9 protein-coding genes are annotated in these 12,475 nt (G+C 68.6%); 3 read left to right on the top strand and 6 right to left on the bottom strand.

Annotated features, from left to right (window positions below; translation table 11 throughout):
• Positions 1-67: 67 nt before the first annotated feature.
• Positions 68-970, bottom strand: a complete 903-nt coding sequence (sucD, locus tag LPH33_RS05300; protein ID WP_120281648.1) for a succinate--CoA ligase subunit alpha — start codon at positions 968-970, stop codon at positions 68-70.
• A gap of 16 nt (positions 971-986) precedes the next feature.
• A complete protein-coding gene (sucC, locus tag LPH33_RS05295) occupies positions 987-2,156 on the bottom strand; it encodes an ADP-forming succinate--CoA ligase subunit beta (protein WP_229567364.1) in 1,170 nt (389 codons plus the stop codon).
• A gap of 442 nt (positions 2,157-2,598) precedes the next feature.
• On the opposite strand from sucC, the gene LPH33_RS05290 reads away from it, so the two are divergent.
• A complete protein-coding gene (locus tag LPH33_RS05290) occupies positions 2,599-3,588 on the top strand; it encodes a M23 family metallopeptidase (RefSeq protein ID WP_420714477.1) in 990 nt (329 codons plus the stop codon).
• Positions 3,589-3,699: 111 nt separating this feature from the next.
• Here LPH33_RS05290 and pcrA read toward each other — a convergent pair whose 3' ends face one another.
• Positions 3,700-6,078 carry a DNA helicase PcrA gene (gene pcrA / locus LPH33_RS05285; protein WP_160873851.1) on the bottom strand — a complete coding sequence of 793 codons (2,379 nt, stop codon included), beginning with the start codon at positions 6,076-6,078 and terminating at the stop codon, positions 3,700-3,702.
• A 234-nt stretch (positions 6,079-6,312) separates the two neighbouring features.
• Between pcrA and LPH33_RS05280 the strand changes: the two genes are divergently transcribed.
• Positions 6,313-6,648: a chorismate mutase gene (locus LPH33_RS05280; protein WP_016693405.1), complete on the top strand. Its 336-nt coding sequence runs from the start codon at positions 6,313-6,315 to the stop codon at positions 6,646-6,648.
• Between the two features lie 56 nt (positions 6,649-6,704).
• Here LPH33_RS05280 and LPH33_RS05275 read toward each other — a convergent pair whose 3' ends face one another.
• Positions 6,705-8,156, bottom strand: a complete 1,452-nt coding sequence (locus LPH33_RS05275; protein ID WP_229567361.1) for an NAD-dependent succinate-semialdehyde dehydrogenase — start codon at positions 8,154-8,156, stop codon at positions 6,705-6,707.
• Between the two features lie 149 nt (positions 8,157-8,305).
• On the opposite strand from LPH33_RS05275, the gene pgi reads away from it, so the two are divergent.
• Positions 8,306-9,943, top strand: coding sequence for a glucose-6-phosphate isomerase (gene pgi / locus LPH33_RS05270; protein ID WP_229567359.1), 1,638 nt, complete (start codon positions 8,306-8,308; stop codon positions 9,941-9,943).
• A gap of 19 nt (positions 9,944-9,962) precedes the next feature.
• Here the strand turns inward: pgi and LPH33_RS05265 are convergent, their stop codons facing one another.
• Positions 9,963-10,754, bottom strand: coding sequence for an FAD:protein FMN transferase (locus tag LPH33_RS05265; protein ID WP_026061135.1), 792 nt, complete (start codon positions 10,752-10,754; stop codon positions 9,963-9,965).
• Between the two features lie 96 nt (positions 10,755-10,850).
• Positions 10,851-12,473: an acyl-CoA dehydrogenase family protein gene (locus LPH33_RS05260; protein ID WP_088897737.1), complete on the bottom strand. Its 1,623-nt coding sequence runs from the start codon at positions 12,471-12,473 to the stop codon at positions 10,851-10,853.
• Positions 12,474-12,475: the final 2 nt, after the last annotated feature.

The raw sequence follows: 12,475 nt of genomic DNA, 5'->3' as shown, positions 1-12,475 counted from the left end.
AAAAGCGCGTGCGCGCCTCCCGATGGCCGGAGCCACCGGAAGGCGCGCACGGAAGGTGACGCTGCTGTCAGAGCGACTGCAGGATCTCGCGAGCGAGCGCAGCGGTCTCGGACGGCGTCTTGCCGACCTTCACGCCGGCCGCCTCGAGAGCGTCCTTCTTGGCCTGAGCGGTGCCCGAGGAGCCCGAGACGATAGCGCCGGCGTGGCCCATGGTCTTACCCTCGGGAGCGGTGAAGCCCGCGACGTAGCCGACGACCGGCTTGGTCACGTTGGCCTTGATGTAATCGGCCGCGCGCTCCTCGGCGTCGCCGCCGATCTCGCCGATCATGACGATGACCTTGGTCTCCGGGTCCTTCTCGAACGCCTCGATGGCGTCGATGTGGGTGGTGCCGATGACCGGGTCGCCGCCGATGCCGATGGCGGTCGAGAAGCCGTACTCGCGCAGCTCGAACATCATCTGGTAGGTCAGGGTGCCCGACTTGGAGACGAGGCCGACCGGGCCCTTGCCGGCGATGTTCGCCGGGGTGATGCCGACGAGCGCCTCACCCGGGGTGATGATGCCGGGGCAGTTGGGGCCGATGATGCGGGTCTTGTTGCCCTTCTGGACGTTGTAGGCCCAGGCGTAGGCGGAGTCCTGCACGGGGATGCCCTCGGTGATGACCACGAGCAGCGGGATCTCCGCGTCGATGGCCTCGACGATGGCGTCCTTCGAGAAGGCCGGGGGAACGAACGCGATCGAGACGTCGGCGCCGGTCTCCTTGATGGCCTCGGCGACGGAGCCGAAGACGGGGAGCTCGACCGGGTTGCCGTCCTTGTCGGTGTGCGAGACCGTCGTGCCGGCCTTGCGGGCGTTCACGCCGCCGACGACCTGGGTGCCGGCCTTGAGCATGAGCGCGGTGTGCTTGGTGCCCTCGCCGCCGGTGATGCCCTGGACGATGACCTTGGAATCCTTGGTAAGGAAGATTGCCATTGTTCTGTGTGTCCCTTTACTTCGCTGCGAAGGCGAGTTCGGCCGCCTTGTCGGCAGCCTCGTCCATGGTGGCGACGACCGTGACCAGCGGGTGGTCGGCCTCGGCGAGGATGCGGCGACCCTCGTCGACGTTGTTGCCGTCGAGGCGGACGACCAGCGGCTTGTTGGCCTCGTCGCCGAGGATCTCGAGGGCCTTGACGATGCCGTTCGCGACCGCGTCGCACGCGGTGATGCCACCGAAGACGTTGACGAACACGCTCTTGACCTGGGCGTCGTTCAGGATGACGTCGAGACCGGCGGCCATGACGGCTGCGGAGGCGCCGCCACCGATGTCGAGGAAGTTGGCGGGCTTGACGCCACCGTGCTTCTCGCCTGCGTAGGCGACGACGTCGAGGGTCGACATGACCAGGCCGGCGCCGTTACCGATGATGCCGACCTCGCCGTCGAGCTTGACGTAGTTGAGGTCGTTCTCCTTGGCCTTGAGCTCGAGGGGATCCGTGGCGTCCTTGTCCTCGAACTCGGCGTGGCCGGGCTGACGGAAGTCGGCGTTGGCATCCAGGGTGACCTTGCCGTCGAGGGCGAGGATCTGGTCGTCCGGGGTGCGGACGAGGGGGTTGACCTCCACGAGGAGAGCGTCTTCCTTGACGAAGACCTCCCACAGCTTCTGAATGGTCACGGCCGCGGCGTCGAGGACCTCGGCGGGCAGGTGACCCTTCTCGGCGATCTCGCGCGCGAACGCGAGGTCGACGCCCTTGACGGCGTCGACGGCAACCTTGGCGAGGCGCTCCGGCTTGGTGGCGGCGACCTCTTCGATCTCCATGCCGCCCTCGACCGAGCACATCGCCAGGTAGGTGCGGTTGGTGCGGTCGAGCAGGAAGGAGATGTAGTACTCCTCCGCGATGTCGCTGGCCTCGGCGACCAGGAGCTTCTTGACGATGTGACCCTTGATGTCGAGGCCGAGGATGTTCTCGGCGTGGGTCTGCGCGTCGTCTGCGGTGGCGGCGTACTTCACGCCACCGGCCTTGCCGCGGCCGCCGACCTTGACCTGGGCCTTGACCATCACCGGCTTGCCGATTTCCTCCGCGATCTCGCGGGCACCGGCGACAGTGTCGGTAACACGGCCGGCCGACGTCGGCACGTCATGCTTGGCGAAGAGTTCCTTCGCCTGATATTCGAAGAGATCCATCTGCTCACCGTCTCGTCTGCGTTCACGCCCGCTCCGGGGTATCGAGCGGGCCGTTTCGGACTCTAGTTTCTCGGCCGGGCCGCGGATCACGCGCGGCAGTCCCATGTGGCACAGGTCACGCGCGCGTAGGTCCGGGAACGACTTCGCAGTTCCCCTCCTCGAACGTGGCGGACGCCACGTTCGAGCGGAGCACTCGGTTCAGAATGACAGGTACCCACTCGCCCTCCGACACCGGATCCCACGCTGCCGCGACGCGACGGACTCGTGACATGTCGGAAAACAGTGTTTGGGACGCCGACCGCTGGGGCATGTCCCAATTTGCCCCGGTTTGCACTGTGATGCCACTCACATAACGTCCGCCGGACGAACTACGGCTTGCCACCCCCGCGATCGCTTCGTTACCGTCGCCTGGTCGAAGTAACGATGAGGTCACGAACGGAGGATGGCGATGCGCTCTGGTAACCCGAGTGCCGAGAGCCGAACCCGCCGTCCCGAATCGGCACCCGAAGACTGGAACGCCTGGGAAGCCGCCACGATGGACTTCCGCAACACCGGCCCCGGTCCCGAGCCCACCTACTACTCCGACTCCTTCGGCCACGCCGTCCGCGACGACCGCTTCGCGCAGGATCGTCCCGACGAGAGCACCGACGTCACCGCTCCCGCGTCCCGCGGTGGAGCCCATCGACTTCCCACTCCCCCCACCGCCCTCAAGGGCCGCGCCGCGGTCTTCGCGGTTGCCGCAGGCGCCGTGGTCGCCGCGGGCCAGGCCGCAGCCAACGGTGGTCCGGGACAGAACACCGAGCACTCCGAGGTCGCTCTCGCCGCCGGCGAAGCCGATTCCTCGATCATCACCGCCACTGCAGTGCCCCAGGCCGCGCAGTTCGCGCCGAGCGCCGACGCCGAGCCGTCGCAGGCCCCGCAGGTGCTCAACATCGCCGACCCGAACGACCTGTCGCAGTTCTCGAATCTCCTGGCCAAGGGCCAGCGGTTCAGCGAGGAACGCGCTGCGCGCGAGGCCGCGGCCCGTCGCCCGCTGTTCGTCCTCCCCGCCGTGGGGTCGTTCACCTCGAACTTCGGCGCCCGCTGGGGCACCCTCCACGCCGGCGTCGACATCGCAGGCCCCATCGGCACCCCGATCCTCGCGGTCGCCGACGGTGAGGTCATCGATTCCGGTCCGGCCTCCGGCTTCGGCATGTGGGTCCGCCTCCTCCACGCCGACGGCACCGTCACCGTGTACGGGCACATCGACCAGTCGCTGGTGACCGTGGGTCAGCACGTCATGGCCGGCGACCAGATCGCCACCATGGGCAACCGCGGCTTCTCCACCGGCCCGCACCTGCACTTCGAGGTGCACCTCAACGGCGTCGACAAGATCGACCCCGTTCCGTGGCTCGCCACCCGCGGTATCGCCCTCGGCATCCAGCGCGACTGACCGACCTCGCCGCCGTACGTTGGGCACTGCGTCCCGTTCCACCCTCTTGCCCGTTTCGGCGCGGACCCGCTCCTGCGTGCGAATCCGCGCCTGCCACAGGCTTTCAGGGCATCACAGCTTGATCATCGGCACACCGCCGACGAGCATCAACCGCACCTTGCCGGCACTGCCGAAGTCGATCACGACGGTGGCCGTGGGGCCCGAACCCCGGGTTTCGAGAACCGTTCCCAGACCGTACTTGTCGTGGCTGACGCGGTCGCCGACGTCGAGCACCAACTGGTTGTTGCGTCCGCGCGCCGCACCGAAACTCGGTGTGCCCGACGAACCGCGCCGCTCGCCCGCACCGAAGCGCGAACCGGTGCCCGAGCCGATCGCCTGACCACGCGCGGGTGTGGGCTCGAGGCGCCGCCAGTCGATGAGATGCTGCGGAATCTCTTGTAGGAAGCGGGATTCCGGATTGGTGAGCGGCTGACCCCAGGACGACCGCAGCACGGCACGTGTGAGGTAGAGACGCCGCCGCGCGCGCGTGATGCCGACATACGCGAGTCGCCGTTCCTCGGACAGTTCGGCGGGATCACCCAGGGCGCGCATGTGCGGGAACTGGCCGTCCTCCCAACCGGTGACGAAGACGACCGGGAACTCGAGGCCCTTCGCGGTGTGCAGCGTCATCAGCGTGACCACGCCGGCCTCGCTCTCCGGGATCTGGTCGGCGTCGGCGACGAGCGAGACCTTCTCGAGGAACGCCGCGAGCGAGCCCGGTTCGGGATCCCCCTCTTCGCGCTCGTCGTCGACGATCCCGGCCGAATTGCGGACGTCGGCACTGAATTCCCTTGCCACGCTGACGAGTTCGTGGAGATTGTCGAGACGGGCACCGTCCTGCGGATCGTCGCTCGCCGACAACTCGGCGCTGTACCCGGTACGTTCGAGGATCGCCTCGACGACGTCGCCGATGTCGACCATGTCGTTGCCGTCGGCGTCGCTCGCGACGAGCATCGCCCGCAGGCCGTCCATCATCTCGACGAAACCGGCGATCGCCTTCTGCGCCCGCGTGTTCAGCAACGCGACCTTGCCGGCTGCGGCGTCGGTGAGGGCCTGCCCGAAGCTCACACCGAGCCGCTCGGCGTGCACCGCCACGCACGCCTCGGCGCGATCGCCGATACCGCGGCGAGGGGTGTTGAGGATGCGGCGCAGGCTCACCGTGTCGTCGGGGTTGTCGAGCACCTTCAGGTACGCGACGACGTCGCGCACCTCCTTGCGCTCGTAGAACCGCACACCGCCGACGACCTTGTAGGGCACACCGTGCCGGATGAAGACGTCCTCGAACGCGCGGGAGGCGTTGTTGGTGCGGTAGAACACCGCGATGTCGGAGTAGGTGGTGTCGCCGCCGTCGACGAGCCGGTCGATCTCGGCGGCGACGAACCGCGCCTCGTCGTGCTCGTTGTCGGCGACGTAGCCGGTGATGAGTTCGCCCTCGCCCGAATCGGTCCACAACCGCTTCTCGCGGCGACCCGTGTTCTTGGAGATGACGGAATTGGCCGCCGACAGGATGTTCTGGGTGGAGCGGTAGTTCTGCTCGAGCAGGATCGTCCGCGCCTGCGGATAGTCGCGCTCGAACTCCTCGATGTTGCGGATCGTGGCGCCGCGGAAGGCGTAGATCGACTGGTCGGCGTCGCCCACCACGCACAGTTCGCTCGGGGAGACTGCGGATTCCTCCTCCGGATCGCCCACGAGGGTGCGCACCAGCACGTACTGCGCGTGGTTGGTGTCCTGGTACTCGTCGACCAGCACGTGGCGGAACCGGCGCCGGTAGTACTCGGCGACCTGCGGATGCGCCTGCAGCAGTGCCACCGTCTCGCCGATGAGGTCGTCGAAGTCGAAGGCGTTCGCCGTGCGCAGGCGCTGCTGGTAGTGCGCGTAGACCCGGGCGACGACACGGGTGAGTTCGGTGGCCGCCGAATCGGTCTCCGCCTCGTGAGCGGCTTCCTCCGGCCCGATCAGTTCGTTCTTCAGGTTCGAGATCTGCGTGGACAGCAGCCGGGCGGAGTACTTCTTGCTGTCGAGTTCGAGATCCTTCGCGATCATCGTGAGCAGACGACGGGAATCGTCGGCGTCGTAGATCGTGAAATTCGAATTCATGCCCTGGAGCAGACCCGCCTGCGCGCGCAGGATCCGGACGCAGCTCGAGTGGAAGGTCGAGACCCACATCGCATTCGCGCGCGGCCCCACCAGGGCCGCCACCCGCTCGCGCATCTCGGCCGCGGCCTTGTTGGTGAACGTGATTGCGAGCACCTGACCAGGGGCGACGCCGCGCTCGGCCAGCAGATAGGCGATGCGGCGCGTGAGCACCGCAGTCTTGCCGGAGCCCGCGCCCGCGACGATCAGCAGCGGGGCCCCTTCGTGCGTGACCGCTTCCCGCTGCTGCGGATTGAGCCCTTCGAGAAGAGCATCGGATCCGGGACGGGAGTGTGCGAGCGCGACGGGAGTGTTCATCGTTTCACCAAACTACCGGACCGCTCGGACAACGGATCCGGACCACGAAGTCGATCAAGCCGAGTGGCAGGGCCTACAGGGAGAGTGGCAAACTGGAGGCCATGTCTTCTGTCCTTTGCAGGCTCGGATCGAGTTCCGGTTGTCGCTGTCGATTCCCGACTGCCGGCCCGACCCGATACCGGTAACAGCCGCTCCCATACGGGCGATCCATCAGAGCAGATGCGAGGAGACGACATGAGCACGCACATCGATTCTTCCCTTTCCGGCGAGCCGGGCCAGGCGAACGCCGGAACACCGGCCGAGGCCGACGACACCGGAGTGCCCACCGAGGCCGAGATCGAGGAGCTCCGCAAGGAGATCGATCGTCTCGACGCCGAGATCCTGGCCGCGGTCAAGCGGCGCACCGAGGTCTCCCGCATGATCGGGCGTACCCGGATGGCGTCCGGCGGCACCCGTCTCGTGCACAGCCGCGAGATGAAGGTCCTCGAGCGGTTCAGCGAACTGGGCCAGGAAGGCCACACCCTGGCGATGCTGCTGCTCCGCCTCGGGCGTGGCCGCCTGGGTCACTGACGGCGAGGCCGTCCGCGTCAGTGACGGCGAAGCCGTCCCGGCCATCGCTGAGTTCCCTACTGCAGGGCGATGTACTTGGTCTCGAGGAATTCCTCGATGCCCTCGGTACCGCCTTCGCGTCCCAGCCCGGAATCCTTGATTCCGCCGAACGGGGCCGCGACATCCGAGACGACCCCGCGGTTCACACCGACGATGCCCGTTTCGAGCGCATGCGACACGCGCAGGGCCCGGTCGAGGTCGCGCGTGAAGATGTAAGCGGCGAGCCCGTAGCGGGTGTCGTTCGCCGCCGCGAGCGCTTCCTCCTCGGTGTCGAAGCCGGTGACGGCCGCGACCGGCCCGAACACCTCTTCCTGCAGGATGCGGGCCTGCTTCGGCACGTCGTCTAGCACGGTGGCCGGGTAGAACCATCCCGGTCCGTCCGCGGGTTCACCGCCCAGGCGCACCGAAGCACCCGCCGACACCGCGTCCTGCACGAGTTCGATCACGGTCTTCTTCTGGTTCTCGTTGACCAGGGGGCCCAGCGTCGCATCGGGATCCGTTCCCGGCCCGAGCTTGTACGACGCCATGCGCTCGGTGAGCTTGGCGACGAAGGCGTCGCGCACCGAATTGTGGACGTGGAAGCGGTTCGCGGCCGTGCAGGCCTCTCCCCCGTTGCGCAGCTTGGCTGCCACCGCGCCCTCGACCGCTGCGTCGAGATCGGCGTCCTCGAAGACGACGAACGGCGCGTTGCCGCCGAGTTCGAGCGAGGTGCGCAGCAGCGAACGACCGGCCTTCTCGGCGAGCATGCGCCCGACCTCGGTGGAGCCGGTGAAGGTGAGCTTGCGCAGCCGGGGATCCTCGAGGAGCGGCCCGGTGACCTCACCGGCATGCGAGGACGGCAGCACCGACAGGACCCCCTTGGGCAGTCCTGCCTCGTCGAAGAGTTGCGCGAGCAGCTGGATCGTGAGGGGTGTCTCGGACGCGGGCTTGACGATGATCGTGCACCCGGCCGCGAGGGCGGGACCGATCTTGCGGGTTCCCATCGCGAGCGGGAAGTTCCACGGCGTGATGGCCAGGCAGGGACCGACGGGTTGTTTCGTCACGAGAACGCGTCCGGTGCCGGCCGGGGCGGGCGTGTAGCGACCGGCGATGCGGACCGCCTCCTCGGAGAACCATCGCAGGAATTCGGCGCCGTAGGTCACCTCCGATCGGCTCTCCGGTAGTGCCTTGCCCATCTCGAGTGTCATAAGCAGCGCGAAGTCGTCGGCGCGCTCGGTGATCTTCTGCCAGACCGCTCGCAGCAGTTCGGCGCGTTCGCGCGGCGGGGTCGCTGCCCATTCCGGACCGGCCGCGACGGCCGCATCGAGGGCCCGTAGGGCATCGCCGGGCGCGGCATCGGCGACTCGGTTGAGTTCGTCGCCGGTCGCGGGATCGTGGACTCCGAAGGTGGCTCCGTTCTCGGCCGCCACCCATTCACCGCCGAGGAACAGGTCGGTGGGGACGGACCGAATCAGTTCTGCAGCATCCATATGCCCCATCATGCGCGCCGCGGTCGCTCGCTGTGGGAAACCGAGGGATCCCTTCGTCACACCGGGCACAGTCACACCGGGCACGGTCACATCGGGGGGCACGGTCGCATACCGGGCGCACCGTGTCGGGGCGCACTACTGTCGACGACATGAGCGACGTAACCGCAACGGCACCGTGGAAAGCTCTGGAAGACCATCGCGACCGGCTCGAATCGGTGTCGCTGCGGCAGTTGTTCACCACCGAACCCGACAGGGTCTCGGCGTTGACGGTCCGTGCCGGGGATCTGGTGATCGATTGCAGCAAGCAGCGCCTCGACACCCCCGTCCTGCAGGCTCTGCTCGAGCTCGCCGACACCGCCGGAATCGCCACCGCTCGGGAGGCGATGTTCTCGGGGGCGCACATCAACGTCACCGAGGACCGCGCGGTGCTGCATACCGCCCTGCGCCTGCCCCGCGACGCGACACTGATCGTCGACGGGGTCGATGTCGTCGCCGACGTCCACGCCGTGCTCGACCGGATGGGCGAGTTCACCGACCGCCTCCGCACCGGGGCTTGGCGCGGCGCCACCGGGCAGAAGATCGCCACGGTGGTCAACATCGGCATCGGCGGCTCCGATCTGGGCCCGGCGATGGTCACCCGCGCCCTGCGCCGTTTCCACGACGGGCCGGCGGCGCGGTTCGTCTCCAACGTCGACCCCGCCGATCTGACCGCCGCGCTGGCCGACCTGGACCCGGCCACCACGCTGTTCGTCGTCGCGTCGAAGACCTTCTCCACCCTCGAAACCCTGTCCAATGCCACCGCCGCGCGCCGCTGGCTCGTCGACGCCCTCGGCGAGGACGCCGTGGCCAAGCATTTCGTCGCCGTGTCGACCCATACGGAGCGGGTGGTCGAGTTCGGCATCGACCCGGCGAACATGTTCGAGTTCTGGGACTGGGTCGGTGGGCGGTATTCGGTGGGTTCGGCGATCGGCCTGGCGGTCATGTGCGCCATCGGCAAGGCCCGGTTCGGTGAGTTCCTCGCCGGCATGCACGCGATCGACACCCACTTCGCCACCGCGGCCCCGGCGCAGAATGCGCCGTTGCTGGCGGGGTTGATCGGGGTGTGGAACGCGAGCATCCTCGGCCACCGGTCGCGGGCGGTGGTGCCCTATGCGCAGGATCTGGCGCGGCTGCCGGCCTATCTGCAGCAGCTGACCATGGAATCGAACGGCAAATCCGTGCGCGCCGACGGCACCCCGGTCTCGTGCCCGACCGGGGAGGTGTTCTGGGGCGAACCCGGTACCAACGGCCAGCACGCCTTCTTCCAGTTGCTGCACCAGGGCACCGAGATCGTGCCGGTCGATTTCCTCGGCCTGGCCCGTTCCGGCGACGACCTGCCCGCCCGCGACGGGCAGACGAGCATGCAGGTGCTGGTGCTGGCGAACATGTTCGCCCAGGCCAAAGTGTTGGCGTTCGGCCGTGATGCGGACGAGGTGCGTGCCGAGGGCGTCGACGAGGCGTTGGTGGCGCACAAGGTGATGCCCGGCAATCGGCCGTCGACGACGATCCTCGCCCCGGAACTGACCCCCTCGGTGGTGGGGCAGATCATCGCCTTCTACGAGCACCAGACCTTCGTCCAAGGCGTCGTGTGGGGGATCGACTCGTTCGACCAGTGGGGCGTCGAACTCGGCAAGACCCAGGCCACCGCCCTGCAGGCCGTGCTCGCCGGCGACGACACCCCCGATACCGGGGACGCGTCGACCGATCACCTGATCGAGGTCTACCGCAACCTGCGCGACGGAGCCTGACCGCGCCCTGCCCGAGACGTCAGGCAGCCTTCGGATCGGACCAGGCCGTGGTGGTCCGGACCCGGCCGTGCGTGTCGACGAGACGCGCCGGCAGGTCGTACTGTTCGAGCCAGGACAGGGCTCCGATGCCCCGCTGCAAGGCCGTCGCCGCGGCCGCATCGGCCCACACCGCGTCGGGAGCGATGACGCTGACGAGACGCCACCGCTCTGGATCGGCGACGTCGCTGGCGTGCGACGCCATCGCCGATCCGGCCGGCAGTTCGACCGAGCCCCGATCCGGGAGCGGCACCTGCCATCCCCCGGCCGGCGCGTGCCCCGCGGTGGCCATGACGTCGCCGATGCGCACGAGCGCCCCGCATTCGAGCAGGTTCGCGACGAGCGCCGCGGAGTAGTCGACAGTGTCGGCCACGGCCGTCGCGCCGAGTTCGAGGCTCACCCCGAACGGGGCGAGCACGATGTCTCCGTCGATCTGCACGTCGCGGTAGGTGGGGATGGGATGGATCGGTGGGATGGCTCCGGCGTCGACCGCAGCGTCGTCGGAGTCGACCGGGGTGACGGCCCCGCCCGTCATGCGGGCCGCCCACAGCGCCGACCGCACCATCGACGCCAGTCGAGGGCTCATCGTGACCGGAGTGCCCTGCGCGAGGTTCACGGAGTGGATCTCGGCGTCGCCCCGACGGCTGTCGCTCACCGCCTCGGACTCGGCGACGACGCCGCGCACGATCATGCGGGCACGGTGCAGTGCATGCGGCTCGGTCACCGCGAGTGCGATCTGCCGACCCCACTCCCACCATTCGTTGCTGCCGATCATGACGGGCTCCACCCGTGGTCGATTCCTCGCAGGACGTATTCCAGTATGCCCGCGACCTGCGACAGGTGACAGCGCCGCAGAATCGGACCCGCGCCGTCAGATCCGGTCGAGGATCGCGGCGGTGTCCACGCCGGTCGGCAGTGTGCCCATCGCGATGCCCCAGTCGTCGTCGAGCCGGCTGCGGCAGAAGGCCTCCGCGACGGCGGGATGCCCGTGCCGGACGAGCTGCGCGCCCTGCAGGACCAGGGCCATGAGCTCCACGACCCGCCGTGCCCGGTACTCGGCGTCCTCGAGGTCGGCGAGCTCCTTGCCCACCCGGGCGATGGCCGAATCGAGGCGCGGATCGGCGCCTTCCGCAAGTCGGACCTCGGTGAAGAACGCCTCGACCGTGTCGGGTTGGCGGGCCATGGCGCGCAGCGCGTCGAGTGCCGCGACGTTGCCGGATCCTTCCCAGATCGACATGAGCGGCGACTCGCGATACAGCCGCGGCATGCCCGATTCCTCGGCGTAGCCGTTGCCGCCGAGACATTCGAGCGCTTCGGCGGCGACCGCGGGCGCCCGCTTGCACACCCAGTACTTGGTGACGGCCAGCGCGATGCGGCGTAGGGCGGCTTCCTGCTCGTCCCCGGCGGCGCGGTCGGTGGCCCCGGCCAGGCGCATCATCATCGTCGTCGCGGCATCGGATTCGACGACGAGATCGGAGAGGACGTTGCGCATGAGCGGCTGGTCGACGAGCAACGCGCCGAACGCCTTCCGGTGACGGGCGTGATGGACCGCGCGCAGCGTCGCGACCCGCATGTTCACGGCCGAGCCGATGACGCAGTCGAGTCGCGTCATGTTCACCATCTCGATGATGGTGTTGATGCCGCGGCCTTCCGGGCCGACGAGCCAGCCGATCGCGTTCTCGTACTCGATCTCGGACGAGGCGTTCGACTTGTTGCCGAGCTTGTCCTTCAGTCGCTGGATGCGGATGGCGTTGCGGGTGCCGTCCGGCAGGACGCGCGGGAGCAGGAAGCACGACGGTCCGTGCTCGGTCTGCGCGAGCGTGAGGAACAGGTCGGACATCGGCGCGGACGTGAACCACTTGTGCCCGACGATCGTGTACGAGCCGTCGGCGTTGGGGGTCGCGGTGGTGGTGTTGGCGCGGACGTCGGAACCGCCCTGCTTCTCGGTCATCGACATCCCGGCGATGAGGCCGCGTTTCGTGGAGGGTTCGCGCAGTCCGAAGTCGTAGTGCGGCGCGGCCAGCAGCGACTCGTAGCGCTCGGCGAGTTCGGCGTTGTGGCGCAGCGCCGGGACCGCGGCGTAGGTCATCGAGATGGGGCACATGTGCCCGGCGTCGGTGTGCCCCCACACGTAGAACTTCGCGGCGCGGGCGACGTGCGCGCCGGGACGCGGGTCGCGCCAGGGGGCCGCGTGCAGGCCGTTCTCGACGGCGACGGTCATCAGGTCGTGCCAGTGCGGATGGAACTCGACCTCGTCGACGCGGTGACCGTAGCGGTCGTGGGTGTGCAGCACGGGCGGGTACTCGTTGGCGAGCCGCCCCCAGTCCTGGGCACGGGTGGTGCCGGCGAGGGCGCCGAGTTCGCGGACCTCGTCCTCGGCCCAGCTCGCGCCCTCGCGGCGCAGTCCTTCGAGCAGGGCCGCATCGTCGGCGGCCGGGTACGGCTCGAGATCCGGTACCTGGTTGAACACCTCGTGGGTGGCGGGGAAATTCACGG

The sequence above is a fragment of the Rhodococcus sp. RDE2 genome, assembly GCF_020885655.1.
GTDB lineage: Bacteria > Actinomycetota > Actinomycetes > Mycobacteriales > Mycobacteriaceae > Rhodococcus > Rhodococcus pyridinivorans.
Note: the sequence above shows the minus strand (reverse complement) of the source record. Positions and strands in the feature narration are given on the sequence as shown.